Genomic DNA, 26,288 nt, shown 5'->3' on the forward strand with positions numbered 1-26,288 from the left:
AAAGTATCTAATTTTTGAATCAAAAGTAGGATGTATTCCATTAAGTGCTACCGTAGACTTTGAAAATTAGTCTTTTCTGATTTAAAAAGTCCCTGTTATTGAAAAAACGAAATTTGTACCCGGAGCAGATAATCCAGAGCTGTAAGTTCTGTATCGCACATTGGTAATATTTTCTACGCCTAGATTAAGGAAAAATATATTTGACAAATTATATCGGCCTTTGATGTTAAATGTGATCCACGATGGTGAATAAGAATTACCATTTTCATCTCGGGCATAAAGTTCTGGTTTTCCAAGTTCTTCCAAAGGTAGATTTTCAAATTTCATTTCTCTGGCATATTCTGAATAAAGTTGTCCAGACCATTTATTCTTCTTGAAGCTAAGTCTTGTGATACCAAATGAAGGCGGAGCATGTCTCGATGGGCTTACCTGACCATCATCTGTTTCTTCCTGGCCTTTTTGGACATTGTAGCGAGAAGAAAGCGTGAAATTATGAGGAAGTTTTATTTCTAAAGAAGCTTGTAGTCCTAAAATTGTTGCTTTTGCAGCATTTTGCAAAGCATAAACTCGGCTGAGTTGACCGTCGTACACAATACTATCTCGACCATTCAGGGTGAAATCCCTTCTTACCATTGCATTTTCAAGTAAAGTATAATAGGTGGTAAAGTCGAACATGATGTTTTCTCCTACAACTTTACTCAAGCCAATCTCAACATTATAAGCATATTCTGCATCAAGATTTGGGTTGGGTATCAAAACTGTCCCGGGCTCAGAGTCATAAATTTTTCCGATATCATCTACATTCGGGGCTCTGAATCCTGTGGAAGCGTTGACGTGAATTGCATAATTGTCGGAGGGTGTGAGTACTAGACCGACATTTCCTGTCAATGCAGAATTCCTTAAAGAAGTGTCTTCAAACGGGAGCGGGTAAAAAACCAAATTATTAGTAAAATCTGCATCTAATAAGAAAGTGTTTAGCCTCACTCCAGATTGAAACAAGAGGTTTTTGCTTATTTTGTTTTGAAAACTTAGATAGGCGGCCGCAGAAGTCCAAGTAGAAATAGGATACCTAACAGGCCCGATAAAGGTTTCTTCTGAATCTATGTTTGTATTGATTCCTGTTGAATTTACTTCATTCAGAATCCATTCTATTCCATAAAAAAGCTTAGAAGAAGTGCTTAGATTTTTGTAAAAATCCATGTTTGCCGACCATGCAGCTACTTTTTCTGTTCTTGTTCTTTGGATAGGATTGTTGAAGTTTCTGTCTATTCTACTTTCTTCGAAATTTTGTAAAGCGATACGGATGGAAGCTTCATCGAAGAATTTGTTCTCGTCAATATAGGTGGCTTGTAGGTTATTCATCATCCAAACCTGAGGGCCATAATCCCACTGACCACTTCTTGGTTGACCATCAGGTCTATAGCGGATATGTCGATCAAATCGAGCGTAGTCAGAAGTTTCTGAATAATGAAACCCATATTTAAAATCCCACTTTTGATTCGGTTTGAATCGTATTTTTTGCATCAAGTTAGTTTGAGAAAAACCACTTGGATTTTGAATTCGTGGGTCTGGGTTTGTTACGACTTGATCCTGATTGTTAGTTCTGATGACATAAGTGGGTTTGAGGTATTCATCTGGACCATTCTTTCCCATTTTCAAATCGCCAAAATTACTTCTTGTAAAGCTAGTGATTGATCCCCATTTTTTACCGTTTAGTCCTATGTGAAGATGGCCGGTTTGCTCTTGATTTGCTGTGGAGGTTCGTAAGGTGCCGCTCCCAGTGATTTCAAGAGTATCTTTATTGGTAAGTTTTGGAGTTAGGGTTTGAAAGCTCATGACTGCTCCTATGGCATCACTGCCATAGATAATCGAGCCTGGACCAAATAAGACTTCAGTATTTTCTGTTGCAAAAGCATCGAGTGAAATTACATTCTGCAAATTACCACTTCTAAAAATTGCAGTATTCATTCGCACTCCGTCAACAGTGTAGAGTAATCTATTTGCCGAAAAACCACGAATCATCGGGCTTCCACCTCCTTGTTGACTTTTTTGAATAAAAACTTCCCCTGAAATCCCCAATAAATCTGCTGAAGTTTGCGGATTGAGTAATGACACGCTTTCTTGGCTGATACTACTGATTTTTGCAGGAATTTCCTGTCTAGATTGACTCCATCGAGAGGCTGATACAACGGATTGTTGTAGCGTAATAGATGTGGGTTGTAAAAGTACGACGAAGCCTTGATTCTCTAATTTGTTGAAAGAAATAGTTTGGCTACTATAACCAAAAAGTCTGATTTGAATTTTTTCTTCACCCCGTAGCTTGGAGATATCTGCAGTGCCATTTGTAGTTGTGTTGATTAATATTTTTAAATTTTGGCTAAAAATAGAAACGAAATCTAAGCCTTCACCCGATTCTTTATCTTTTACAGTTAAAGTTTGGGCAAAAGTGGTGAAGAATATGGAGGAAAAAACTAGGATTAAGCTTAATTTTTTCATGTTGGCTGCTTTCAAGAATTAAAAATACAGGAAAGCAGCGATTTATTTTAGTCCTTTCATACGAGCGGGAGAATTTTGACTTAATAAGCAAAAAAGCTAGACAAGATCTAGCTTTTTTGCTTATTTAATTATGCTCTTCCTTTGAGCATTAAGTCCCAATACATGAAAGGGAGTCCATATCTTTTCAATAGCCACATGCTATATTGTTCTTTTGTAGTATCTACAAATTTACTGATAAGTGGATCGCTATCTCGGACATTGTTGTATTTGAATTCAGCCAAGACCATCTTGCTATACCCCGTTACCAATGGACAAGAAGAGTAGCCTTCATAAATTTCGCCATTCAAGGTTCCTTTTTTTATCAAGTGATAAAGGTTCCCACTGACCACAGGTGCTTGTTTTCTAATTGCTGCTCCAGTTTTGGCAGTTGGGAGTGCGGCTACATCACCCAAAGAGAAGATATTTGGAAATCTTTTGTGCCTTAAGGTATTGATATCAACATCTACCCATCCTTTGTTAGGGCCGTCTTGAAGTGACACTACTGAGTTTCTTACAAAATCAGGCGCTTGCTGTGGAGGTGCGAGATGGAGCATGTCATATTTAAGTTTGATTTCGGTCTCCCCATGCAATTCCTCACCAATAGAAGGTTTTAAATTTTTTGCGCATTCTTGCACATCACTATTTATATATTTGAATGTGATTTCTTGTTTTTCGCTATCAATTTTAATTGGAGCATAATACGTTTTTAAAATAATGTCTCTATCAATTATTATTTTATTCAATGTTTTAGCGAACTCTGGAACGCCAAAAATAACCGTACCTGGAGTAGCAAAAATCACATTGGTTTTTTCTCTCACCTTTATATTTCTGAAATGCTCCTCTGCCATATACATGATTTTTTGTGGAGCGCCACCACATTTGATAGGTGTAGTTGGCTGGGTAAATATGGCATTACCTCCTTTGAAGTTCTGAAGGACTTTCCATGTTTTTTTTGGATCGATGTAATTGCTACATACATTGTCTTTTTTCAACGCTTCGGTCAGTCCTGGTAGTAATTCAGGAGCCATAACTAAGCCTGGAGCAAGCACTAAATAGTCGTAAGTGAAGTCTCCTGATAGCTCTGTTTTTACTAAATTATTCTCAGGAACCACATCAGTAGCTTTGTCTTTGATCCATTTCACACCTGATGGAATGTATTTCGCTTCTTCTCTTTCTGTATCTTCAAACTTAAAATTACCAGCTCCTACAAGGGTCCAAGCAGGTTGGTAATAGTGTTTTTCTGATGGTTCAAGAATGGCAATTTGAAGATTTTTATCTTTTTTGCGAAGCTGGGCAGCTACAGTGATACCTGCTGTACCGCCTCCGATGATCAAAATTTGGGTATGGTTCATGGCTATTTTTCCTTTGATATTGACCACAAATTATGACTCTCTCAAGTAAAAAAAGGTGATGATAGTCACATTAAAAAAATAAAAAAACCTAACCAAAGTCGGTTAGGTTTTAAACATGTATTATTTAATTTTTCAAATTAAATGTTTTCTACTGGAGCTTCAATTTCAATGTCAAAATTGATCAACTCTGGCTCGATCTCTAAAAGGTCAGGTGCATCTTCGTTTGAAATAGTTCCTCTTTCTACAAGTTCTGCGATCATGTCCATTTGGAAAGACATGTCTATTCCTTCATCATGACTTTTTTGGAATTTCTTCATTAACTCCTCGTCAGTAAGATCAGCATATCGATCTCTTCTAGCTTGCTTCAATTTCTCTTTTTTCTCTTCAAGAAGTTTCTCTTCTCTTGCAGCCATATTGTCTTTCCACTCAGTGATGTATTCATCCGAGAGTGTTGTTCCAAAAAATGGTGTTTCATCGATTGGGATGATTTCTTGGGATCCATCCTTGTGAATGACTACAAATTCTTGATCACTTTCTTCAAGTACGTACTCATCTCCTGTATCTACATCAACAATTTTATTTTCTTCATAGATGTAACGCTCTTCTACAGATTTCTCTTGGTTACAAGCAAACAACATAGATGAACTTAATAGCGCAATTAGTAACTTTTTCATTTTTTAAATTTATTTTCTTAGTACAATGTTTTGTTTTCTTTTTTTTGCCAGTTTTCAAAAACTGTTTTTGCCTCTTTGGGCATTATTTGATTGAATGGAATTTTTCTTTCTTGGTATGGTAAATCTAATTCATCGTAGATAAACTGATCATCAAACCCTGCTTCTGCTGCATCTTTTTTAGAATTAGCATAAAAGACGCGTGCAGGTCTGGCCCAATAGATTGCACCTAGACACATAGGGCAGGGCTCACAGGAAGTATAAATATCACAACCTTCAAGCTGAAAATCATTCAAATTTTGACATGCATCCCTGATTGCCATCACTTCTGCATGTGCAGTGGGATCTTTGGAGGAAGAGACAGAATTACATCCTTTCCCTACTACCTCTCCATTTCGCACAATAATGCAGCCAAAAGGGCCACCCTTACCCGAATCCATCCCTTCTTGAGACAATTCAATGGCCATTTTCATAAAAATCTTCTGTTGTTCCGTCATTTTTTTCTTTATTGAATTGTAAGTTCTATTTCTTCCAACAATCACACTATTTTACGGGGTTTTGATCAACTTGTTACTTTATTTCACCGAAATAGCATGAAAAATTAAGAAAAATAGAATAATATTCTGAAAAAATTTCCCTTGATTCCGAATATTGAGAAAGAAATAGTGTTTGTTAAACTTAAAAAAATAGACGATTCACATTGTTTTAGTTATTATGCAATCCACTTATTCAAAAATTGTAGAAAATTGTCTTTATAATTTTCACTCACTGTTATAGTGGTGTTCCCGATATTGACTGCATTTCTTGAGACAGAATCAATATGATCCAATGCAATGATAAATGAACGGTGAATCCTCATGAATTTTTCAGATGGGAGCATTTCTTCCATACTTTTTAAACTCGTAAGTGATAGGATAGGGTTGGGCTTGTCAGTCAGATACACTTTTACATAATCCTTATATGCTTCCACGTAGGTGATTTCTTTAAGCATGATTTTCACCAGTTGATATTCGACTTTTAGAAATATATAGTCTGCACTTGCTGGAGAGAGTGGTTTCACATTTTTCTCTTCAAAATATTGATAAGCTTTTGTAGTAGATTTTAGAAATTCTTCATAGCTGAATGGCTTCAATAAATAGTCTAATGCATCAACTTTGTACCCCTCAATGGCAAATTGGTTGTATGCCGTAGTGAAAATGATTCTTGGTTTGGTATCGCCTTTTTTTCCTTCTATAATTCTAGCAAACTCCATCCCCGACAAATCAGGCATCTGAATATCTAAAAATATCAAATCAATTTCATGCGCATTTACGTAACCTAGAGCCTCAATTGCATTGTCGAAGGTTTCGCAAAGATCAAGAAAAGAGGTTTGCTTGATGAATTTAGCTACCAATTCTAGTGCTAAAGGTTCATCATCGATGGCTATGCATTTGATGTTCATTAGAGATTGATTATAAGATGCACGTGATATTCGTTTTCAGGATTTTTATCATTTATAACAAGTTCGTGATTATTGTCATAAAGTAAGTCAAGTCTTCTTTTTGTATTCTGAAGTCCTATTCCACTCGCATTTCCTTCAGGTGTATTTTCATTTGATTTAAAAATACCATTTTTGGTAATCAAGATCAATTGCTTTTTATCCACTTTTAGTGAAATCGTAATTTTACTTACTTGTTGTGAACTGATTCCGTGCTTGAAGCAATTTTCGATAAATGGTAAAATCAACATGGGTGCTATTGAAGCGTCTTCAAACTTTTCTGGAATTTCGATTTCGAGATTGACTTTAGAAGAGAGCCTCAAGCGCATCAGTTCGATAAAATCTTTGACAAAATCAATCTCTTTGGAAAGTAGCGTGTGTGTTTTTTCTGTTTCGTACAGCACATAGCGCATCATTCTACTAAGTTTCAACAAAGCTGTTTTGGCTTTTTCTACGTCAATATTGGTCAAAGAATAGATGTTGTTTAGCGTATTAAAGAAAAAGTGTGGATTGATCTGCGCTTTCAAATATGTCAATTCGGAATTGATTTGTTGCTGCTTTTGCTCCACTCTCAATTCTTCTTCAGATTGCCATTTTTGTACTGAAGCTATACTCGTACTGATCCCGACGGCCATAAAAAATATCAATAGAGAAGAGATATCCCAATAGTAATTCCTTGGCCTAGGCGTATAAGGGACATCAGGTCTATAAGCTCTATGCATCAATTCTTGCATATTTACCCAATCATCATAAATAATAAGGATTGCGATGCATGCTATGCCAATCAAGAAATTGATTAATAAGAAAATAAGGATTTTGTTCTTGAAAAGGACTTTAGGAATGATATAGAAAAAGTTGATGTAAAAAATACTGATCAATAAAGAGAAGTTGAGTGACTGCTTCAACCAAAATTCAATTGGGCGCTCCACACCAGCGGAGAGAGGAGATAAGACGAAGATGACCAATCCAAACAAAGCCCAACCAAGGATGTGGATGATTATAGATAGTTTTCGTTTGTAGTTGTTGTTTGTGTTCATGCTTAAATTAGGCTTAAGTCTTGTAAACTAAAATAAAATATTGATTCTAACCTAATAAGATCTACCAGCTTCTTGATTTTCACGTCGAAATGACAAAAACAGAAGATTAAACTTTTTTGACTCTTCTTAAATGACTTCGTCAGGTCAAAATCGATATTGGTCGATGAATTATACCTTTCAGTCTATTTGATTTTTTTATGATTTGAAGTCCATGTTCCTTTGTTGTCGGAAACTGTATTTACTACAGCGGAGAAAATAATTTGAACATTGTAAAGTCATTTGGACTTTATAAATAATTCAAAAATCAAATCTCTTTTTTCATAAGTAAGAATCTGAAGTTCAATTTATAACAAGAAAATGAAATACCAACTCTTAATTTTAGCACTTTTAGTTTTCCTAGCACCTTTTGAAGGTCTGCAGGCACAAACTACTACAGGAGAAAAGCCGGTTTATAAAATCACTGGTAAAATCTTAGATGGAGAAACGGGCGAGCCGATTCCTTATGCAGCAGCCGCACTTTTGGACGCTGAAAGTATGCAAAACACCACCGGCGCAGTAGCAGACTTAGATGGAGAATTTGTAATTACAGGATTCAAAAACGGAAAATATATTCTTCAGTTGAGTAATTTAGGTTTTGAGCCTTTCAAAACTCAGGTTATCGAAATTACCACAGGAAATACCAATGTGAATCTTGGTGAGATTAAGTTAAAGGGAGAGGCAATTGGACTTCAGGAAGTGACTGTTCAAGGCCAAAGAGCATTGATCGAAGAGAAAGTAGATAGAACAATTTATAATGCGGAAAATGACAAAACCACTATTGGTGGTGATGCAAGTGATGTATTGAGAAGAGTTCCAATGCTTTCAGTTGATTTGGATGGAAATGTTTCTATGCGAGGTAGTTCAAACATTCTTGTTTTGATCGATGGAAAGCAATCAGCAATCGTTGCAAACAATCTTGCAGATGCACTCAAGCAGATACCAGCGGAAGAAATCAAATCAGTAGAAGTAATCACTTCGCCATCTGCTAAATATGATGCGGAAGGGACAGGTGGAGTTTTGAATATCATTACTAAGAAAAATAATCTTCAGGGAGCTTCATTAAATATCAATAGCAGTGCAGGATTAAGAGGATCAAACCTTGGGTTGAATGCTAGTTTGAAAAGAGGGAAAATGGGATGGACGCTCGGCGGCTACGGAAGAAGTGGTTATAATATTTTGGGATCTTTTGAAAATACCCAAACGCTTCTTAATCCTAATGGTAGTGATATACAGATTCAACAACAGGCAGAAACTAGAAATAACATGCTTTTTGGCAGATATAATCTAGGCTGGGACTATGAACTGAATAAATTTAATTTCTTAACAGCTTCGGTGAGTGTTGGTGTTAGAAATATGAGAAATAGACAAGAAGGTCTTTTGACCAATACTTTTATTGAAGATGTTCTGGCAAACTCATTATTGAGAGATGTCAATGTAGACAACCTATCAAATAATATTGATTTTAATTTCAACTACACGAAATCATTTGAGACGCCGCAAAAAGAATTCAGTGTGTCTGGTTTGTATAGCAGAAGCAACAATAACAATGATTTCGTCAATAGCCTCTACAATGGCACATTTACAGATATTGCGAGTCGAGTAAAGAATGAAAACCTTGGCGTAAATGAAGAATTTACAATTCAGTTGGATTATGTAACTCCTGTAGGAAATACAGGGACTCAAATCTTGGAATATGGTGCTAAAAATATCTTAAGGAAAGCAATCAGTGATTTTGCTTACTTCACAGCAGAAGGTTCTGATGGGGAATTTCAGCAGATAGATGATATTGCTTTCTCTAACGAATTCAATTATGATCAAAATGTCTCCGCAGCATATGCTTCATATACACTTGGGTTCTTAGAAAATTATACTGTAAAAGGTGGTTTGAGATATGAATACACCAATATCAATGCAGATTTTAAAAATTCTGAATTGCCAGCTGATATCCCTTCTTATGGGGTATTTGTACCAAGTTTCAACATTGGTAGAAAATTAGCAAATGGGAATATGCTAAAGGCAGCTTATAACAGAAGAATCCAAAGACCTTCTTTGCAGTTTTTGAATCCTAACATTAATCAAGCAAACCCACAGCAACAGTCTCAAGGAAATCCATTGCTTGACCCTGAATTGACGGATAATTATGAATTGGCATACAGTACATTCATAGGAGGGAGTTCTTTAAACTTTACTTCATATTTTAGAAATACAACAGGATCTATTCAGCCGGTAAGGACGATCAGTGATAATGATGTGATTTTCACGAGTTTTGAAAATATTGGTAGTGAGAAAGCTGTAGGTTTTAGTGTGTTTTCAAATATCAATATATCAGGAAAATTCTCTTTGAACGGAAGTATTGATACCTATTACGCAATGCTTACCAATGGCTTAGATGACCCAATGTTTGCGGCTTCAAATGAAGGCTATGTAGTCAGTGGTAGATTATTTGGTAACTATACACTTCCGAAAAACTGGCAGCTTCAGGCTTTCACTTTTGCAAGAGGCAGAGCAGTTCAATTGCAAGGTTCAGCGGGTGGATTTGGAGTCTATGGAATGAGCATCAACAAGCAGTTCAATGAAAAACGTGGTAGTGTCGGTTTTGGAATGGACAATTTCTTCACCAAAGAATTTAGAATCAAAAATGAATTGATCACTCCAACGATCATGCAAGAAAGCACTGTTGGGTTGAGAAACATGAACTTCAAAATCAACTTCTCTTACAGAATCGGTAAACTTAGTGTAGAAGGAAGCAGAAGAAAGAAAAGAGGAGTTACTAATGATGATATGAAAGAAGGTGGTGAAGGTGCTGCTGGAGCGATAATGAATAATAACTAATAAGAATTTTAAATTCTTATTTTATCAAAAAAGGTCTGCTGGAAACAGTAGACTTTTTTTTATCTGTACATTCAATTCTAAAAACAGTATCTTTATCTATTAAAATAATCAACTATGGATATTCAATCGCTTAAATTAGACTTGATTAATTGGCTAACTAATTTACAAGATAAAGCCATTTTGAAACAACTTCAAGGTTTGAAAGAACAAGATAAGAATTCAATTTTACTGAGTGCAGATCAGGAAAGTGAATTAGAAAGAAGAATTCAGCATTATGAAAATGGGGATTCAAAGTTTTCATCTTGGGAAGATGTAAAGCAAAGAGTCAAAGATAAAGCTAAAGATGTCTTATAATTTCAGATATTCCGAGTAAGCAGAAATAGATATTTTTGATTCATATCTTTTTTATGAACGTAAAAAGCTTGGCTTGGGAGAAAATTTTTTAGTGGAACTAGAATATGCTAAGAGGGCAATTTTGATTAGCCCTTTTACATACAGAGTAGTTTTCAAAAATAAAGTCAGAGTGTTTATTATTCAAAGATTCCCTTATTCTTTATATTATATCATAAATGGTTCTAATATAGATGTGATTTCTGTGTCCAATACAAATCAAAATCCAAAGAAGTGGAAAGAAAAATTGGGTTAATTCGATATATTATCTGGGATTAAAAAAGACCTACTTCTCAGCAGGTCTTTTTTAATTCTATTTATTGAGATAATTCTCACTTCTTATACATCACTTGCTTTACAGCATCGATGGTTCTTTTTACGTTCGGGATGGTTACATCAATGTAAGTTGGTGCATAACTCAAAGGCACATCCATCGAGTTTACTCTTACTACGGGAGCATCGAGGTAATCAAAAGCATTTCTTTGGATATTGTAAGTCAATTCAGAAGAAATTGCTGCTATTGGATTTGCTTCTTCTACTACAACGCATCTGTTTGTCTTTTTAACAGACTCAAGACATGTAGCGTAATCAATTGGTCTCACAGTTCTCAAATCAATCACCTCAGCTTCAATACCGTCTTTAGCAAGTTCTTCAGCAGCTTCTAAAGCGACTTTCATCATCTTACCAAAAGAAATGATCGTTACATCAGTACCTTTTCTTTTGATATCTGCAACACCAATTGGCAATAGGTATTCACCTTCAGGAACTTCACCTTTATCACCATACATCAATTCTGACTCCATGAAAATCACTGGATCATCATCTCTGATTGCTGCTTTCAATAAACCTTTTGCATCGTAAGGATTAGAAGGGACTACTACTTTCAATCCTGGCGTGTTTGCAAACCAGTTTTCGAAATTTGAAGAGTGAGTAGCACCAAGTTGTCCTGCATTCCCAGTAGCACCACGGAAGACGATAGGTACATTGTATGCACCACCAGACATAGCGTACATCTTTGCAGCTGAGTTGATGATTTGATCAATTGCTACAAGTGAAAAGTTGAAAGTCATAAACTCAATGATTGGTCTAAGTCCATTCATAGCAGCACCTACTCCAAGACCAGAAAATCCTAGTTCAGCAATAGGAGTATCATAAACTCTTTCAGGCCCAAACTCGTCTAACATTCCTTGGGATACTTTGTATGCTCCGTTGTATTCTGCTACTTCTTCACCCATGAGAAACACGTTTTTGTCGCGTCTCATTTCTTCTGACATAGCTTCTCTTAATGCTTCTCTGAATTGTATAACTCTCATTTTTGTATCAAAATTTTCGTGCGTAAAAATAGAAAGTAATCGTTCAATTACAAAACCATATCAGGAAGTTCGAGATTTATTTTCAACTCAATTGCGATAGCTGTGGCCTTAGAATCGGATTTAATCTGGTTTTACGACATGCTTTCCAGATTCAATCCAGTTGTTAAGACCGCCTTCTAACATGTAGACTTTCTTGAAACCCATCTCTTTCATTTTCTCTGTGGCTGGAATCGTTCGTTTGGCAGATCTGCAATAGACATAGTATGTTTTCTTCTTGTCTAGAGTCCCGATCTCATTTTCAAAATCACCACCCAAAAAGTCTGCAAACTCAGCACCTTCAATATGACCTTCAGCTACTTCCTCAGGAGTTCTAATGTCAAGAATTACTCCCTTTTTACTCTTTTTGGCTGCTTTTTCGAATTTATCAGGAGTTAAAGATTTCACATCTTCCTGAGCAGTAGCCTTGTTGATCTGCAAAGAAATTGTAAGGACAAAAGCCAACAGAATTACTTTTGAGAAGTTGTTGAATATGTTTTTCATGATCGTTTTTATTGGTGATTCAATTGCTTTACTTTAGCAAAGTATAGAATCAAATTTACAAATTAATAACAGATCAACCTTGAAGAAAATTGCTTTAATTTCAGATTCGCACGGATATATTGACGAGGCGATTGTGAGTCACTTGCATGGCGCAGATGAGATTTGGCATGCAGGTGATATCGGCGACTTGGAAATTCTGAACTATTTACCAAAAGAGAAAACCCATAGAATCATTACAGGAAATATTGATGATCTTGTTGCTCAAGAGCGCTATCCTGAAGAAATTTGGTTCGAAGTGGAGGGCTTGAAAGTAGGGATGCTTCATATTGGAGGGAAGCCGCCGAGATACGCGAAAGGAGTAAAAGAGAAAATTTTAAAAAATGGTGCCAAACTATTTGTTTGCGGCCATTCTCATATTTGCAAAGTGGAATTTGATCCAATAGTAGACTGTCTTTATATGAATCCGGGAGCTATTGGAAGACATGGATTTCATATGATTCGTACGATGTTGCTTTTTGAAATCAATCAAGGAAAATTACAAAATCTTCGTGTAGTTGAACTTGGCAAAAGAGCAAAATAAAAAGGGCAGCAATTTGATCGCAACCCTTTTTATTTCTCGAAAAAAGAAACGTTGAATTTCAACTTAGAAGTTTTTCTTCAACTCTTCGATGTCCACATTTTTGATTACCGGCTTGGCACTCAATTGCTTAATCTTTATAACTCTAGTAGTCTGAGCTTGTCTCTTTCTTTTTAACTTTCTCTTTAATGTAGTAACAGCCATTGTCTTATCTGTTTATATGATCTCAAATGAAGCGCAAAATTAATGGATTATTTTGAAATGACCTTACAACCACCCGAATATTTTGTAATTCATTTTCTCAAAGTTATGCCTGAAGTGGAATGTTATTGTGGAATTAGATTCAATTGTTTCGTGTGATCTGTTAACTTTGCCCAAAATTCACAAATCAGCATGGCAATTCAGAAACCTACTTTACCTAAAGGCACGAGAGATTTTGGTCCGCTTCAGATGGCAAGAAGAAATTATATTTTTGATATCATCAAAGATACTTTCAAGCTTTTTGGCTATCAGCAGCTTGAGACACCATCTATGGAGAACCTCAGTACACTAACTGGAAAATATGGTGATGAAGGAGATCAGTTGCTTTTTAAAATTCTGAATAGTGGGGATTATTTGAAGGATGTTTCTGCTGCTGACTTGGAAGCAGGTGCAAGCGCTACTTTATCCAAAGTTTCAGAAAAAGGACTTCGCTATGACCTTACAGTTCCCTTTGCCCGCTATGTGGTGATGAATCGGAACGAGATTTCTTATCCATTCAAACGATTCCAAATTCAGCCTGTTTGGAGAGCAGATAGACCGCAAAGAGGTAGATATAGAGAGTTTTATCAATGTGACGCAGATGTAGTTGGGACGGATAGTTTGGTCTGTGAGTTGGAGATTTTATTGATGATCAAGCGGGTATTTGCTCAGTTAGATTTGAAAGATTATGCGATTAAAATCAATAATAGGAAAATTCTTACAGGCTTAGCAGAAGTAATTGGTTCAGCAGGGCGAGAGTCTGATTTGTGTGTGGCTATTGATAAACTGGATAAAATTGGTTGGGAAAAAGTACAGGAGGAACTTGTTCAACGTGAATTTTCTTCTGACGCTATCAGTAACTTAAATCCAATTATTGATTTGAAAGGATCGAATGCTGAGAAGTTAGATTTTTTAGCTTCTTTTTTAGCAAGTTCCGAGGTAGGATTAAAAGGAGTAGAAGAGTTAAGAGAAGTTTTTGATTTGCTCACGCAATACGGAGACACAGAAGAATTTATTGATTTTGATGTGGTCTTAGCCAGAGGCTTGTCTTATTACACGGGTGCGATATTCGAAGTTAAAGTCAATCATGTATCCATAGGTTCAGTAAGTGGAGGTGGAAGATATGATAATTTAACAGGTGTTTTTGGGCTTGATGGAGTTTCAGGAGTTGGTTTTTCCTTTGGCGTGGATAGGATTTATGATGTTTTAGAAGAGTTAGATTTATTTCCAAAGGATCAATTGAAAGGTACGCAGGTCTTGATCACGTACTTTGAAGAAGAAGGGAGGAGATATGGTTTGAAAGTTTTGAATCAATTGAGGATTAATGATATTCCGGCCGAGCTCTATCCTGATGTGGTTAAAATAAAAAAGCAATTTACCTATGGGGATAAAAAGCAAATCCCTTTTGTGATCGTGATTGGTTCTGAAGAAATCGAAAAGAAAGAAGTGACTTTAAAAAATCTAATCACAGGGAATCAATTAAGCATGCCTTTGGAGAAAGCGATAGAAGAAGTTAAAAAGTAAGCTAGAGGTCAATCGACTTCTAGCACTGCATTGACAGGGATATGAATACCGCCCTTGAGCGTGATGAATTCTTGTCCTACTGCCCAAATTGTAGTATTGACAACATATGTTTTCTCATCAGCAGTTTCGAAAGTAATTTGCACTTTACTCTGTAGAAGGTTGCCGAGAGCCTGTGCCCTAAAAAGTTCATTCCATCTTTTTTTGATTTCTATATCGGTCAGTAAAACTTCCTTTTTGTTGAATTTCAAATTTTTGATGTCTTCTTTCTCAATTCTCTCTATAGTTTTCATTCCAGTTTCATATTCAAAGTTAAACACAGTCATATATACTGCAAATCGATTATATAGGTTTTGAGAATATCGATTTTATTTTATAAGAAAAATAATATTTCAAAATATATTATTTAACAAACTTTTATTTTAAAACCTCATATTCTTGAACTGTTGGTAAAAAGATTATATTTGCAATCAAAATTAACGGATAAGAATATGTTTGATTTAATGAATATCATGAGTAAGGTGAAGGAGGCTCAAGCCAAAATCAAAGAGACTCAGGCAAAGCTCGTACACCTTACTGCTGAAGGAGAGTCTGGAGCAGGAATGGTCAAGGTGACCGTCAATGGCAACAGAAAAGTGGTTTCTATAGAGATGGACGATTCACTTATCAATCCTGCTGACAAAGAAATGTTGAGCGACTTAACTGTCGCTGCGATCAATAAAGCTATGGAAGCTATAGAAATTAAGATCAAAGAAGAAATGAAGTCAGCAACCGACGGAATGATGCCAAACATTCCAGGAATGGACTTAGGAAGTATGTTTTAAATGCAGAAAGCTGCAATAGTTATATTGAATTACAATGGGGAGGAAATGCTCAAGCGTTTTCTTCCTTCTGTTTTGGCTCATAGTGACTCTCCCGTGATTATTGCAGACAATGCAAGTACGGATAATTCTCTTGATTTTTTAGAGCGATTTTTTCCCGAACTTCAAATTATAGCCTTAAAAGAAAACACAGGCTACGCAGGGGGATACAATGAAGCGCTGCAGCAGCTGCAAGGGCTTTTTGAATACTATATATTGCTTAATTCAGATGTGGAGGTAACCCCTTTTTGGGACATGAAATTGATTGGTTTTTTAGAACAAAATCCATTTTATGTGTCCGTTCAGCCCAAGATCTTGTCTGTAGATAATAAGGGATATTTTGATTATGCAGGTGCCGGAGGAGGGTTTCTCGATCAACTTGGATATCCATACTGCAGGGGACGAATATTTGATACAATAGAAAAAGATATTGGTCAGTACGATGATACCATTGAAGTGGATTGGACATCGGGCGCATGTATGGCTATCAAGGCTGATATTTTTCATGAATTTCATGGCTTTGATGCTAGTTTTTTTGCACACATGGAAGAAATTGATTTATGCTGGAGAATCAGAGCAGGAGGGTATAAAATTGCTTATTGCGGTGCGGTAGAAGTTAAGCATCTCGGAGGAGGAACATTATCAAGAACTAGTCCGAAGAAAACGTTTTTGAATTTCAGAAACAATCTACTCATGTTATTCAAAAACCTTAGTCAGAAAGAGTTTAAAAAGAAATATGTCATTCGAATGCTTCTTGATTCGCTTGCAGCTTTCGTGTTTCTGCTAAGAGGAAAAAGTGCTGAAAGCAAAGCAGTTTACGAAGCACACCGTGATTTTCACCGGGCTAAAAAAATAGCAAATTTAAATTCTATGGCACTAAACTTGCCATCAAAATCGGTTAATAATATTGATTCAATTCTTTGGCAATATTACATCAAAAACAAAAAGTTGTTTTCTGAATTTTAATCAAATAATACAGGATTGTTCATCTTTCTAAAGTACTTTCTGATTTTCATCATCATCGCCATGCTGACATAGAGAATCACAGGTGAACCAAGTGTAATGAAGGAGCTGTAAATGAAGAATAGCCGAATGCTATCGATTGGGAAATTTAGTTTCTCACCTAATCTAGAGCAAACACCAAAAGCGCGGTCTTCAAAAAAGAGTCTAAGTTTGTTCATAATAATTGGTTTTCAATTAGTTTGAATTAAATGTAACAAATAAATTGCAATAAGTCGATAATCTATTTTAATGCCAAATGTTTAAAATCACACAAAGAATACTAACTATCGCATTCTTAATTATTCTTTTTGGGAACTGCACACCAAAGCTAAGCAAATTTGATAATTTGTTGGATGGAATTAATGCAAAACCTGAAGCATTGACCATGCATAGAGATTCTGTCAGGTTTAAATTAGAAGGAGCGATTCCTTTACAATACCTCAAAAGTGATGTGAGAATTCTTCTTTATCCAGAATATAGCTATGGAGAAGGTGCTTTGCGACTCTCTGAAATAGTTGCTTTTGACGGAATGTACACCAAAGTTAATAACGAGGCAAAAGTAGAATCCAATTTTATTTTCCCGTATTTGCCGGGTATGGAACCGGGTGAGTTGATTCTAAAAGGTCTTGTAATGCAAAAAGGGAGAGCGAGAAATATTACCTCCAAAAAAATTGCAGATGGACTTTATACAACCCCACTTTTAGCGCGAATTGGGCAGTTGACGCCGGATGAACCGATTCCTTTTATTGGGGTATATATGGAATCTGATTTTTCACAAATTCAAAGAGAAGTCTCTCAAGAGTATAAGGTTACTTTTCCCTTGGCAAGTAACTTATTAAAAAATAATGCTTTGGATAATCCTGATGGGTCACCTATGATATCTTTGGCAAGCCCTGGTAAGGTTTTAAAGAAAATCACAGTAACTGGTATTCATTCATTGGAAGGACAAGAGCTTAATGATACTGGAATCGCATTGCGTAGAAGCGAAATAGTGGGTCAAAAAATCAGAACCATGCTTAATAATCCTAATATCCCAATTTTATCTACAACTAGAAGACAAGATTGGTTTGATTTCAGGGTTTTGCTTGGGGAATATGATGGGATTACTGCTGTGCAAAAGGAAGATTATTACGATATCATATTAAGTGATAAAGCATTTGAAACGCAGCTAAAAGAAATTCAGCGATTGAATACCTATTCGAAAGTTTCAAAAGACCTATTTCCAAAACTTAGGGCTGCAAAAATCTCAGCAGTTTATGAAAACACTGGTTTTTCAGACCCAGAAGTTTCAGCAAGTGTCTACAAATTATTGAATGATGGGAGTTCATTAGATGGGTTTTCTAAAGAACAGTTGGTTTATGCAGGGCAAGTTGCAAAAAGATTAAAAGAGAAAGAACAGATTTATTTGCTTCTAAATGAAATGGATAAATCTGAATTGTCTTTAAACAACCTTGGTGTTGTCTACCTCAATCAAGCACAAAGGGAATTGAATCTGAGAGAAAAAAATCAATTAATTAGCAAAGCGATTGCTCTTTTTAGAGAAGCAAACAAAATGAATCCAAATTCCTATTCATTTCACAATCTTGGGCAAGCCTATTTATTGAGGGGGGATTATTTTGAAGCTTACGTCGCTATTTCTGAAGCATCTTCACTTGAAAGGGATGAAACCAACGAGTTTTTGAGATTCAATGAAGGACTTCGTGGAGCTATCGATATCATCAATGGAGATTATAAGCTCGCAACGATCAGATTGAATAGAGCGCCCGAAAGCGAAAGCAATTTATTTAATAAAGGGCTCGCGTATTTTTTAGCAGAGGATTATCAGAATGCCTTGGAAGCATTCGAAGAAAGTATTCAGTATAATCGTGAATATGGTTACGGTTTTTACGGTCTAGCAATGGTGGCATCTATCGCTGATGATAAACAAGCGCTTTTTGAAAATCTTTCTAAAGCCGTAGAAAGAAGCGAATTTCTACGAGAGAGATCGATGACAGACTTGATTTTCAAAAAATACAGATCGGAGCCTGAGTTTCTGGAAGTATATAGATAGGACTTAAAAAGTAAAATGTAAAGCTACTCGAAAGGGTGGCTTTTTTTATTTCGTCAAAAAAGTGCTGAGTGGGGATTAACTTTTTGTTTTTTTTTAGAATATTGAGAGAAAATATTAAAATCGAAACTCTTTTCAAGTTTTAACATTTCCTACATGTCAAACAGAAGATCATTTCTCAAAAAAACCCTTTTATCCTCAACCTTATTTTTACCTGGTGTTTTGGGGAGTTCTTGTAATGAAGAGAAAAAGTTAGGGGTGCATTTCAAACCTTTAATCCTTTCTACCTGGGAACATGGGATGGCTGCAAATGATATGGCTTGGGATATTTTATCTCAAACAGGAGATTTGGTCGAAGCAGTTGAACAAGGTGTAAAGGTTACGGAACTAGATTTGACTAACCTTTCGGTTGGACTTCAAGGTTTGCCTGATCGAGAAGGTTTTGTCACTTTGGATGCTTCCATCATGAAAGGAGATGGTTCCTGTGGTACTGTAGCATTTGTTAGGAAGGTCAAACACCCTATTTCGCTTGCTAGAAAGGTAATGGAAAATACTCCACATGTGATGCTTGCAGGTCAAGGGGCGCTACAGTTTGCGATGGAGCAAGGTTTTCCGATTGAAGAGGAAGCTTTGAGCCCAAAAGCTGAAGAGTTATTTAATGAGTGGAAAAAATCATCAGAATACAAGCCAATAATCAATATTGAAAATCATGATACGATAGGAATGATCGCTTTAGGAGCTGATGGAAAATTAGCGGGTTCTTGCACCACATCCGGACTGGCTTATAAGATGCATGGTCGAGTAGGTGATAGTCCTATTATTGGTGCAGGGTTGTTTGTGGATGATGAAGTAGGAGCAGCGACGGCAACTGGCTTGGGTGAGTCAATTATTCGAATTTGTGGGAGTTTTTTGATAGTCGAACTAATGCGTCAGGGAAGAACTCCTCAGGAAGCATGTGAAGAAGCAGTAAGAAGATTGATTGCCAAAAACAAAAACATTGATGATATTCAAGCGGGATTTTTGGCGATCAATAAAGACGGAGAATATGGGGCTTATTCTGTTCGGGAAGGGTTCAATTTTGCAAGACATCATGCCGAAAGTAGAGATTTGATAGATTCTAAGTTCAAGTTGTAATCAAATGAAGAAAATTCTTTTAGAAGCACCTGTATTTACGATTGAGGCTGCGCTTTTAGCTGATCGATTTGGTGTAGATCGGATTGAGTTGTGCTCTGATTTTGGAGAAGGTGGAGAAACCCCGAGTGTTGGAGCCTTGGCTTACTTAAAGGCAATGATCAAAATTCCAATTTTTGTAATGGTAAGACCCAGAGGTGGTGATTTTGTGTATTCAGAAGAAGAGGTGGAAGTTATGCGCAGAGATATTCAGATTTTAAATTCTTACGGTGCTGATGGATTCGTTTTTGGGGTTTTGGATGAATCAGGGAATGTTGATCAAAAAGCTTGTGAAGTTTTAGTCAAAGAAGCAGGAGATAAGCCTTGTACTTTTCATCGTGCCTTTGATGTCTGTTCTGATCCAAGTATTGCTTTGGAGAAAATTATTGCTTGCGGTTTTAAGCGAATTTTAACCTCAGGCACAAGAAATTCTGTTTCAGAAGGGTTGTCAATAATTCTTGATTTGCTAGATCGGGCAAAGGACCGGATTATCATTATGCCAGGTGGTGGTTTACAGCCCTCCCATATTGAAAGGCTGAAATCATCAAATCAACTCTTAGAAGTCCATGCAAGCTGTAAAGGTTATAGAAATACAAAATCGACATACCAATCTAAGAAAGTCACCTTATCTAAAGATCCACAAGCTTTCAATACGGTCTTGACTTTGGATGAAAATATAGTAGCGGAATTTAATAAAGTGCTAATGGTAAAATAGATCTTTATAATTCTGATAAATAAGTATATTAATATAGTATAAATTGATTTTTTTCTCTTTTGTAATTTAATATTTTGAGTAGCGGTTTTTTTTAGTTACTTTGAACTTCACAATAAACTCAAAATCAGTATGGTAAAAAGTTTTCAAGGAGTACGCGTAGTAGAACCAAAAAAAACAGCAGCACCAATCTTGGTTCAAGATCACATGTCGACGAATTTAGTAACCTTTTTTCCTGATGACACCATTGATCATGTGTTGGATCTTCTTACGAAGAGAAAAATATCAGGAGCACCAGTCGTAGATCAAAGTGGGAATCTTGTTGGTATTATTTCAGAGGTCGATTGTTTGAAAGAAATCATTAAAGGAAAATATTCCAATACACCAACGTTTCCAGGCACAGTAGGGGAACACATGACGAAGAATGTGATCACTTTGAAGCCTGATCTAAGCTTGTTCGATGCAGCTCAATTGTTTTTGGATAAGAAGATTAGGAGATTTCCAGTGATGAAAGATGGCAAGCTTGTGGGACAGCTAAGTTTATCTGACGTGATTCGAGCTTTTCCAAAGTTGAAAGATACCACCTGGTAAGGTTAAGATTTCAGCAGTTTTAAGCAGACCTACATTTAAGAACTATTTATCAGCAGCGAGAGAAAAGCTAAATACGGAGCCTTTGCCCAAAGTGCTGCTCACAGATATTTTGCTTTTATGTGCTTCTAAGATGTGTTTTACGATGGCAAGTCCAAGGCCTGTACCCCCTTTCTCTCTCGATCGGCTTTTGTCCACTCGGTAGAATCGTTCAAAAATTCGTTTTAAATCTTCTGGAGGTATTCCTTTGCCATTGTCTTTTACATCAACAATTTGTTGGTTTTTATTTGAGTTGAGGCGGACTTCCACTTCACCTCCATCATGGTTGTATTTGATGGCGTTGGAGATAAGATTTTGGCAAACACGAAAGATTTTATCTCTATCAGCACTAGTTAAGAAAGTCTTCTCTTTATCATAATAAAACCTAATCAAAACATCTCTTTTTTCCGCTTTATGTTCCAACTCATCGATCACTTCGAGCAATACATCTTTGAGATCGAATTGCTCAAAATGAAATTTGATCACGCCGCTCTCCATTTGATTCAAAGTCAAAAGGTCCTGGACCAACTTATCTAATGAATTCAAGCTTTTAGCGGCTCTCTTTAGGAATTTATATCGAACTTCATCGTCATCCACTGCACCATCTAGTAGGGTATGGATAAATCCCTGAGCTGCGAAAATAGGTGTCTTTAATTCGTGTGAAATATCAGCAATAAACTCCCTTCTGAATTCTGCATTTTTCTGTAAGGTTTCTATTTCCTTATTTTTTGAAAGTGCATATGAATTGATGGTTTTATTAATTTTTCTTAGAGGCGATATGGAGGTTTTAGTAGATTTATCGGCGATAGTAGAGAGGTCTTTTTTTTGTATTTTCTCTAAAACCGCATAAATATTACTGATTTCTTTAAAAATCAGAAACTCCAAAGTTATGTTCATAAGGATGTATGACACAGAGAAAGAAATACCTCCTGCTACAACCAAAAGCGTAGCTGTAGCATCATCCATCAAAAACAAAAAAGCCACAGTCAGGGCAGAAATGGCTACAGCCAAAATTAGAGAAATACCCCTTGATGTGGTAAGCATGAAATTTTATCAGTTCAGTTCGAATTTGTAACCCACTCCTTTTACAGTAGTGATGTAATCGTCACCGATCTTTTCTCTTACTTTTCTAATGTGAACATCTACGGTTCTTGCCAAGACAAAAACATCCGCTCCCCAAATATTTTGTAAAAGTTCATCTCTACTAAAAACCATATTAGGGTTTTTTGCTAGGAAATACAACAGTTCAAATTCTTTTTTTGGAAGGATGATTGTTCTACCACTTTTATCAATGGTGTAACTTGTTCGATCTATGGTCAAATCCTTGATTTTAATTTGCGTGAGCTCTTGTTCTTTTTTGGATTCTCTTCTGAAAAGTGCTGCAATTCTGCTCATCAAAGCTCTAGGTTTGATAGGTTTGGTGATATAATCATCTGCTCCCACATCAAAAGCCGCAACTTCAGAATATTCCTCAGAACGAGCTGTTAAAAAAATTATAAAAGTATTTTTTAATTCTGGATTTTCTCTGATTTGTCTACATGTCTCAACACCGTCTTGATTTGGCATCATGATATCTAGAAGAATGACGTCTGGTTGGAATTTGGCAGCTAACTTTACGCCTTTGATTCCATCTTCAGCAGAAGCGACTTCATACCCTTCTTTATTGAGATTGTAGGTAAGAATCTCTACAATATCGGGTTCATCGTCTACTACTAAAACTTTGATTTTTTGTTTTTCGCTCATCTGTGACAACAGGTTAAATAATCTATTGCGATGCTAATTTAAAAAAAGACCTTAGAATTATTCACTTTTTATTAGCAACGAAACAGAAAAGCAACATAAAGTTTTTGTAATCTAGGTAAATATTAAGCGAATGTTAAGTCTAGATAAATTAATTATTACGTAATCCGGTTGCTTTTGTGATGTCCATATTGAGCGAGCCTACCATAAGCTTAGCTTTTATCTTTAGTGGGATTTTGTTCTGATCATCAGAGACCCATATTGTCACCGGATATTCTCCGCTAAAAAGTTTATTGGATGGCATAATTGGAGTCAACATGAATGTATCAAAGTCCCCTACTTGGGTAGAAAGCCTTTCTTTACCGTCGTATATTAATTTTAGGTTATATATTTCTTTATCAAAAAATCCAGTCAAGGTAATGATGTCACCTTTATTATATTTATTCAAGTCCATGGTTCTTAGTAGATAAAAACCACTAACAATATCTTGAACATTTTTTGGCACATCATAAGTTTTGGCACTGACAACTTTTTTATTTTCCCGATCATAGAGGCGCATCATAGCCGTACCTCGATCATGATCGAATACAACCCTTTCGTTTTTTCTGTATTTACCTTCTTCGATAAATCTGTAGGATTGATGTGGAATGATTTTTACTGTATCTAAATAGCTACCCCAGTTATCATTCACTTTAAAAAGTTTAAATAAACCCAAAGTTTCACCTGTCACATCGATTCGATACACTGGTCTACTTTTAATTGTATTTACATAAGGATTGATTTTCATTTTAGCCTCTGCAGCATCAAGAAATCCATAGCTTACTTTAAAAGTAAGCTCTTCGCCATTTTTGAATGCTGTGTTTTTTTGCTGAGCAAAACTGCTTAGCATTGCGGAGAAAGAAAAAATTGCGACAATTACTGACTTTAATAGCTGTTTTTTCATTAACTTAAGGTTTCAGATTGAATCTTTTCAAATCTTATTCCAATATTTACGTGGAATGATATATAAGTTGATTTTCTAAACAATAAATACTTACGGAATACCGGCAAATGGTGTTCGTTCATTTGAATCTCCAAGTATCAATCATTATTTTCACAAATTCAAATTAGATAATTGTTAATAAAAAATATGAGCGCAAATACAGAAAAACTCAAAGCACTTCAGTTGACCATCGATAAACTGGAAAAGACCTATGGCAAAGGTACGGTGATGAAGCTTAGTGATAATAAGGTACAAGATATTCCAGCGATATCTACTGGTTCATTGGGCTTGGATATGGCTCTTGGGATTGGTGGTATTCCACGAGGTAGAGTGACTGAAATCTATGGTCCTGAATCTTCTGGTAAGACAACTTTGACACTGCATTGTATCGCTGAAGCTCAAAAAGCTGGTGGATTGGCAGCATTTATTGATGCAGAACATGCTTTTGACAAAGCTTACGCAGAAAAACTAGGCATTGACACAGAAAATTTATTGATTTCGCAACCAGACAATGGTGAGCAAGCTTTGGAAATTGCTGAGCATTTGATTCGTTCTGGCGCAATTGATATTATTGTGATTGACTCCGTAGCTGCTTTAGTCCCTAAAGGTGAACTAGAAGGCGATATGGGTGATAGTAAGATGGGTTTGCAAGCCAGATTGATGTCGCAAGCACTCAGAAAGCTTACTGGAGCTATTAATAAAACGGGCTGTGCTTGTGTATTTATCAATCAGTTAAGAGATAAGATTGGGGTGATGTTCGGAAGCCCTGAGACAACTACAGGTGGTAATGCTTTGAAATTCTATGCTTCGGTAAGGTTGGATATCAGAAGAATCGGTCAGATCAAAGAATCAGCTGACAACATCCTTGGAAATAGAACAAAGGTGAAGGTGGTAAAGAATAAGGTGGCACCTCCATTCAAAGTAGTTGAATTTGACATCATGTATGGCCTAGGTATCTCCAAAGTCGGAGAGATCATTGACCTTGGTGTTGAATTTGAAATTATCAAAAAGGCTGGGTCTTGGTTCTCTTATGAAGGAAATAAATTAGGGCAAGGTAGAGATGCCGTTAAAACGCTACTTTTGGACAATCCTGAATTGATGGAAGAATTAGAAAAGAAAATTAAAGATAGAGCAGGGTTAAACGGCGAAGCCTTGAAGGCTGAAGTAGAGAAAGAATAATTTTTTTGAAAAAAAATTGAATATTAAATAATGCAAAAAAGGAGGTTAAAATAACCTCCTTTTTTGCATGAATAGATTTTTTATTTCTATGCTGATCGAATCGCTTCTACTGGGTCAAGTCTAGCAGCTAAAGTGGCAGGGACAATACCAGAAACGATTCCTATTACCGAAGATACTCCAAGTCCTAAAATGATATTCTTAATCGAAAGTGTCAGCTCTAAAGATCCTAGCTGTACAAATGTGATTAGATACACTAATATAATCCCCGTGATACCACCGATCAAACTTAGGAACATGGCCTCAAACAGGAATTGATATAAGATAAAGTAATTTTTTGCTCCAAGAGATTTTTGGATTCCGATGATGTTGGTTCTTTCTTTTACTGAGACAAACATAATATTTGCAATTCCGAAGCCTCCAACCAAAATAGAAAAACCACCTATAACCCAACCTGCACCGCTGATGACATCAAAAATCGAACCTATGGTATTCATGATGAACTCTGACTTGTTGAGTGAAAAGTTGCTGTCTTGAGTTGGTTTTAGTCCTCTTTTGGCTCTTAGCAGTCCCGTTACCTCATTTTCTAAAGCGATCATCCCCGTGTCGTCATCCAGGCCTTTCATCGCAATGCTCGGACCTAGTCCATATCTCCCTACATTGTAAATTTTAGAAAACGCACCGAAGGGAATCATGCAAGCCTCATCTTTGGATGGCGTATCAAATAAGGCTTCTCCTTCTTCCTCAAAAACCCCAACAACAAAGAATTTTTGACCCCGGATTTTCATTTCTTTCCCTAAGGGATCTTGATTTGGAAAAAGTGTATTTGCTATTTTTGTTCCAATTACGACGACATTTCTCGCTCCTGATATTTCTATTTCTGTAAAAAATCTGCCTGCTCCAATCGGAACATCGTAGACATCTTTATAAGTAAAGGTTACGCCTTTTACATTACTTCCACTGAAACTATTGTTGCCAAATTGTACAGTTGTGTTTGCATCCGCAAAAAGAGCTGTAGCAGCTGAATTTCTGAGATTGTCTCTCAGAAATGTGAATTCGCTGTAAGAATTATTTGGTCTTCTGAAATAAACCCACCAAGGAAAATCAGGTCCTCCTCCAGCGGAATAATCAAATTTGTCAATTGTCATGACATTGCTGCCTAAAAAGCTTAAACTTGACTTGATATTTTTCTCTAAAGAATCCACTAAAGTGAATACAGCTATGATAGCAAATATGCCTACTGTCACGCCTAGAAGAGATAAAATTGTTCTTGTTAAATTTGCTTGTAATGCTTGAAAAGCGAATCTCACACTTTCCCAAATTAGTTTGAGTACTTTCACGGTATTGCTTGAGGGTTAAAAACTAATTGACAATATAGGTAGATTTCGTGATTTTTCTTGTTATCTTTGCACTTTTTACAATCTATTGTAAAATTAACCTTAAGCATA

The 26,288-nt window shown here is 36.2% G+C and carries 26 protein-coding genes; 11 read left to right on the forward strand and 15 right to left on the reverse strand.

The window, feature by feature from the left end:
• Window positions 1–81 precede the first annotated feature (81 nt).
• From IEV57_RS05425 to IEV57_RS05450, 6 genes are all read right to left on the reverse strand, one after another.
• Window positions 82–2,496 (reverse strand): TonB-dependent receptor, encoded by a 2,415-nt coding sequence (locus tag IEV57_RS05425; RefSeq protein WP_188440441.1) that lies wholly within the window; start codon window positions 2,494–2,496, stop codon window positions 82–84.
• Window positions 2,497–2,624: 128 nt separating this feature from the next.
• Entirely contained in the window at window positions 2,625–3,887 is a 1,263-nt protein-coding gene (locus tag IEV57_RS05430; protein WP_188440443.1) for an NAD(P)/FAD-dependent oxidoreductase, read from the reverse strand.
• A gap of 137 nt (window positions 3,888–4,024) precedes the next feature.
• A complete protein-coding gene (locus tag IEV57_RS05435) occupies window positions 4,025–4,561 on the reverse strand; it encodes a hypothetical protein (protein ID WP_188440445.1) in 537 nt (178 codons plus the stop codon).
• Window positions 4,562–4,578: 17 nt separating this feature from the next.
• Complete coding sequence (locus IEV57_RS05440; protein WP_188440447.1) at window positions 4,579–5,055, reverse strand: nucleoside deaminase; 477 nt, start codon at window positions 5,053–5,055, stop codon at window positions 4,579–4,581.
• A gap of 215 nt (window positions 5,056–5,270) precedes the next feature.
• Window positions 5,271–5,999: a LytR/AlgR family response regulator transcription factor gene (locus IEV57_RS05445; RefSeq protein ID WP_188440449.1), complete on the reverse strand. Its 729-nt coding sequence runs from the start codon at window positions 5,997–5,999 to the stop codon at window positions 5,271–5,273.
• The gene (locus IEV57_RS05450) at window positions 5,999–7,072 is read right to left on the reverse strand and encodes a sensor histidine kinase (RefSeq protein WP_188440451.1); all 1,074 of its coding nucleotides are present in this window, start codon (window positions 7,070–7,072) and stop codon (window positions 5,999–6,001) included. The genes IEV57_RS05445 and IEV57_RS05450 overlap by 1 nt, the downstream gene beginning before the upstream one ends.
• Window positions 7,073–7,429: 357 nt before the next feature.
• Here IEV57_RS05450 and IEV57_RS05455 point away from each other — a divergent pair, with 357 nt between their 5' ends.
• A complete protein-coding gene (locus IEV57_RS05455) occupies window positions 7,430–9,943 on the forward strand; it encodes a TonB-dependent receptor (RefSeq protein WP_188440453.1) in 2,514 nt (837 codons plus the stop codon).
• A 114-nt stretch (window positions 9,944–10,057) separates the two neighbouring features.
• On the forward strand, window positions 10,058–10,297 hold the full coding sequence (locus IEV57_RS05460) for an addiction module protein (RefSeq protein WP_188440455.1): 240 nt from the start codon (window positions 10,058–10,060) through the stop codon (window positions 10,295–10,297).
• 368 nt (window positions 10,298–10,665) lie between these two features.
• Here the strand turns inward: IEV57_RS05460 and IEV57_RS05465 are convergent, their stop codons facing one another.
• Both IEV57_RS05465 and IEV57_RS05470 read right to left on the reverse strand, forming a co-directional pair.
• Window positions 10,666–11,646, reverse strand: a complete 981-nt coding sequence (locus tag IEV57_RS05465) for a pyruvate dehydrogenase complex E1 component subunit beta (protein WP_188440457.1) — start codon at window positions 11,644–11,646, stop codon at window positions 10,666–10,668.
• Window positions 11,647–11,766: 120 nt separating this feature from the next.
• Window positions 11,767–12,186, reverse strand: coding sequence for a rhodanese-like domain-containing protein (locus IEV57_RS05470; protein ID WP_188440459.1), 420 nt, complete (start codon window positions 12,184–12,186; stop codon window positions 11,767–11,769).
• Window positions 12,187–12,265: 79 nt separating this feature from the next.
• Between IEV57_RS05470 and IEV57_RS05475 the strand changes: the two genes are divergently transcribed.
• On the forward strand, window positions 12,266–12,766 hold the full coding sequence (locus IEV57_RS05475) for a metallophosphoesterase family protein (RefSeq protein WP_188440461.1): 501 nt from the start codon (window positions 12,266–12,268) through the stop codon (window positions 12,764–12,766).
• Window positions 12,767–12,829: 63 nt separating this feature from the next.
• On the opposite strand, the gene IEV57_RS05480 is transcribed toward IEV57_RS05475, so the two are convergent.
• Entirely contained in the window at window positions 12,830–12,967 is a 138-nt protein-coding gene (locus tag IEV57_RS05480) for a hypothetical protein (RefSeq protein ID WP_014770744.1), read from the reverse strand.
• Between the two features lie 189 nt (window positions 12,968–13,156).
• Between IEV57_RS05480 and hisS the strand changes: the two genes are divergently transcribed.
• A complete protein-coding gene (gene hisS, locus IEV57_RS05485) occupies window positions 13,157–14,527 on the forward strand; it encodes a histidine--tRNA ligase (RefSeq protein WP_188440463.1) in 1,371 nt (456 codons plus the stop codon).
• Between the two features lie 8 nt (window positions 14,528–14,535).
• Here the strand turns inward: hisS and IEV57_RS05490 are convergent, their stop codons facing one another.
• Window positions 14,536–14,817, reverse strand: a complete 282-nt coding sequence (locus IEV57_RS05490) for a hypothetical protein (RefSeq protein ID WP_188440465.1) — start codon at window positions 14,815–14,817, stop codon at window positions 14,536–14,538.
• A gap of 198 nt (window positions 14,818–15,015) precedes the next feature.
• On the opposite strand from IEV57_RS05490, the gene IEV57_RS05495 reads away from it, so the two are divergent.
• Both IEV57_RS05495 and IEV57_RS05500 read left to right on the forward strand, forming a co-directional pair.
• Window positions 15,016–15,348, forward strand: a complete 333-nt coding sequence (locus IEV57_RS05495; RefSeq protein WP_188440908.1) for a YbaB/EbfC family nucleoid-associated protein — start codon at window positions 15,016–15,018, stop codon at window positions 15,346–15,348.
• Complete coding sequence (locus IEV57_RS05500; RefSeq protein WP_188440467.1) at window positions 15,349–16,350, forward strand: glycosyltransferase family 2 protein; 1,002 nt, start codon at window positions 15,349–15,351, stop codon at window positions 16,348–16,350.
• Here IEV57_RS05500 and IEV57_RS05505 read toward each other — a convergent pair.
• Complete coding sequence (locus IEV57_RS05505; protein WP_188440470.1) at window positions 16,347–16,565, reverse strand: PspC domain-containing protein; 219 nt, start codon at window positions 16,563–16,565, stop codon at window positions 16,347–16,349. The two genes, IEV57_RS05500 and IEV57_RS05505, sit on opposite strands and share 4 nt — an antisense overlap.
• Window positions 16,566–16,642: 77 nt before the next feature.
• Between IEV57_RS05505 and IEV57_RS05510 the strand changes: the two genes are divergently transcribed.
• From IEV57_RS05510 to IEV57_RS05525, 4 genes are all read left to right on the forward strand, one after another.
• Window positions 16,643–18,436 carry a tetratricopeptide repeat protein gene (locus IEV57_RS05510; protein WP_188440472.1) on the forward strand — a complete coding sequence of 598 codons (1,794 nt, stop codon included), beginning with the start codon at window positions 16,643–16,645 and terminating at the stop codon, window positions 18,434–18,436.
• 153 nt (window positions 18,437–18,589) lie between these two features.
• Complete coding sequence (locus IEV57_RS05515) at window positions 18,590–19,567, forward strand: isoaspartyl peptidase/L-asparaginase family protein (RefSeq protein WP_188440474.1); 978 nt, start codon at window positions 18,590–18,592, stop codon at window positions 19,565–19,567.
• 4 nt (window positions 19,568–19,571) lie between these two features.
• Window positions 19,572–20,318 (forward strand): copper homeostasis protein CutC, encoded by a 747-nt coding sequence (locus IEV57_RS05520; protein ID WP_188440476.1) that lies wholly within the window; start codon window positions 19,572–19,574, stop codon window positions 20,316–20,318.
• Window positions 20,319–20,447: 129 nt separating this feature from the next.
• Window positions 20,448–20,906, forward strand: coding sequence for a CBS domain-containing protein (locus IEV57_RS05525; RefSeq protein ID WP_188440478.1), 459 nt, complete (start codon window positions 20,448–20,450; stop codon window positions 20,904–20,906).
• Window positions 20,907–20,948: 42 nt separating this feature from the next.
• Here the strand turns inward: IEV57_RS05525 and IEV57_RS05530 are convergent, their stop codons facing one another.
• The 3 genes from IEV57_RS05530 to IEV57_RS05540 all read right to left on the reverse strand — a co-directional run bounded on the left by IEV57_RS05530 (window position 20,949) and on the right by IEV57_RS05540 (window position 23,625).
• Window positions 20,949–21,986 carry a sensor histidine kinase gene (locus IEV57_RS05530; RefSeq protein ID WP_188440480.1) on the reverse strand — a complete coding sequence of 346 codons (1,038 nt, stop codon included), beginning with the start codon at window positions 21,984–21,986 and terminating at the stop codon, window positions 20,949–20,951.
• A 9-nt stretch (window positions 21,987–21,995) separates the two neighbouring features.
• A complete protein-coding gene (locus IEV57_RS05535) occupies window positions 21,996–22,685 on the reverse strand; it encodes a response regulator transcription factor (protein ID WP_188440482.1) in 690 nt (229 codons plus the stop codon).
• Between the two features lie 148 nt (window positions 22,686–22,833).
• Entirely contained in the window at window positions 22,834–23,625 is a 792-nt protein-coding gene (locus IEV57_RS05540) for a DUF3108 domain-containing protein (protein WP_188440484.1), read from the reverse strand.
• Between the two features lie 186 nt (window positions 23,626–23,811).
• Between IEV57_RS05540 and recA the strand changes: the two genes are divergently transcribed.
• Window positions 23,812–24,843 (forward strand): recombinase RecA, encoded by a 1,032-nt coding sequence (gene recA / locus IEV57_RS05545; protein WP_188440486.1) that lies wholly within the window; start codon window positions 23,812–23,814, stop codon window positions 24,841–24,843.
• Window positions 24,844–24,929: 86 nt separating this feature from the next.
• Here recA and IEV57_RS05550 read toward each other — a convergent pair whose 3' ends face one another.
• Window positions 24,930–26,180 carry an ABC transporter permease gene (locus tag IEV57_RS05550; protein ID WP_188440487.1) on the reverse strand — a complete coding sequence of 417 codons (1,251 nt, stop codon included), beginning with the start codon at window positions 26,178–26,180 and terminating at the stop codon, window positions 24,930–24,932.
• Window positions 26,181–26,288: the final 108 nt, after the last annotated feature.

This window comes from Belliella aquatica (assembly GCF_014637795.1).
GTDB lineage: Bacteria > Bacteroidota > Bacteroidia > Cytophagales > Cyclobacteriaceae > Belliella > Belliella aquatica.

What these genes read in the sequence shown, in the direction of transcription:
- IEV57_RS05425 (WP_188440441.1), bottom strand. Translation starts at nt 2,496, where the DNA reads ATGAAAAAATTAAGCTTAATCCTAGTTTTTTCCTCCATATTCTTCACC.
- IEV57_RS05430 (WP_188440443.1), bottom strand. Translation starts at nt 3,887, where the DNA reads ATGAACCATACCCAAATTTTGATCATCGGAGGCGGTACAGCAGGTATC.
- IEV57_RS05435 (WP_188440445.1), bottom strand. Translation starts at nt 4,561, where the DNA reads ATGAAAAAGTTACTAATTGCGCTATTAAGTTCATCTATGTTGTTTGCT.
- IEV57_RS05440 (WP_188440447.1), bottom strand. Translation starts at nt 5,055, where the DNA reads ATGACGGAACAACAGAAGATTTTTATGAAAATGGCCATTGAATTGTCT.
- IEV57_RS05445 (WP_188440449.1), bottom strand. Translation starts at nt 5,999, where the DNA reads ATGAACATCAAATGCATAGCCATCGATGATGAACCTTTAGCACTAGAA.
- IEV57_RS05450 (WP_188440451.1), bottom strand. Translation starts at nt 7,072, where the DNA reads ATGAACACAAACAACAACTACAAACGAAAACTATCTATAATCATCCAC.
- IEV57_RS05455 (WP_188440453.1), top strand. Translation starts at nt 7,430, where the DNA reads ATGAAATACCAACTCTTAATTTTAGCACTTTTAGTTTTCCTAGCACCT.
- IEV57_RS05460 (WP_188440455.1), top strand. Translation starts at nt 10,058, where the DNA reads ATGGATATTCAATCGCTTAAATTAGACTTGATTAATTGGCTAACTAAT.
- IEV57_RS05465 (WP_188440457.1), bottom strand. Translation starts at nt 11,646, where the DNA reads ATGAGAGTTATACAATTCAGAGAAGCATTAAGAGAAGCTATGTCAGAA.
- IEV57_RS05470 (WP_188440459.1), bottom strand. Translation starts at nt 12,186, where the DNA reads ATGAAAAACATATTCAACAACTTCTCAAAAGTAATTCTGTTGGCTTTT.
- IEV57_RS05480 (WP_014770744.1), bottom strand. Translation starts at nt 12,967, where the DNA reads ATGGCTGTTACTACATTAAAGAGAAAGTTAAAAAGAAAGAGACAAGCT.
- hisS (WP_188440463.1), top strand. Translation starts at nt 13,157, where the DNA reads ATGGCAATTCAGAAACCTACTTTACCTAAAGGCACGAGAGATTTTGGT.
- IEV57_RS05490 (WP_188440465.1), bottom strand. Translation starts at nt 14,817, where the DNA reads ATGAAAACTATAGAGAGAATTGAGAAAGAAGACATCAAAAATTTGAAA.
- IEV57_RS05495 (WP_188440908.1), top strand. Translation starts at nt 15,016, where the DNA reads ATGTTTGATTTAATGAATATCATGAGTAAGGTGAAGGAGGCTCAAGCC.
- IEV57_RS05500 (WP_188440467.1), top strand. Translation starts at nt 15,349, where the DNA reads ATGCAGAAAGCTGCAATAGTTATATTGAATTACAATGGGGAGGAAATG.
- IEV57_RS05505 (WP_188440470.1), bottom strand. Translation starts at nt 16,565, where the DNA reads ATGAACAAACTTAGACTCTTTTTTGAAGACCGCGCTTTTGGTGTTTGC.
- IEV57_RS05510 (WP_188440472.1), top strand. Translation starts at nt 16,643, where the DNA reads ATGTTTAAAATCACACAAAGAATACTAACTATCGCATTCTTAATTATT.
- IEV57_RS05515 (WP_188440474.1), top strand. Translation starts at nt 18,590, where the DNA reads ATGTCAAACAGAAGATCATTTCTCAAAAAAACCCTTTTATCCTCAACC.
- IEV57_RS05520 (WP_188440476.1), top strand. Translation starts at nt 19,572, where the DNA reads ATGAAGAAAATTCTTTTAGAAGCACCTGTATTTACGATTGAGGCTGCG.
- IEV57_RS05525 (WP_188440478.1), top strand. Translation starts at nt 20,448, where the DNA reads ATGGTAAAAAGTTTTCAAGGAGTACGCGTAGTAGAACCAAAAAAAACA.
- IEV57_RS05530 (WP_188440480.1), bottom strand. Translation starts at nt 21,986, where the DNA reads ATGCTTACCACATCAAGGGGTATTTCTCTAATTTTGGCTGTAGCCATT.
- IEV57_RS05535 (WP_188440482.1), bottom strand. Translation starts at nt 22,685, where the DNA reads ATGAGCGAAAAACAAAAAATCAAAGTTTTAGTAGTAGACGATGAACCC.
- IEV57_RS05540 (WP_188440484.1), bottom strand. Translation starts at nt 23,625, where the DNA reads ATGAAAAAACAGCTATTAAAGTCAGTAATTGTCGCAATTTTTTCTTTC.
- recA (WP_188440486.1), top strand. Translation starts at nt 23,812, where the DNA reads ATGAGCGCAAATACAGAAAAACTCAAAGCACTTCAGTTGACCATCGAT.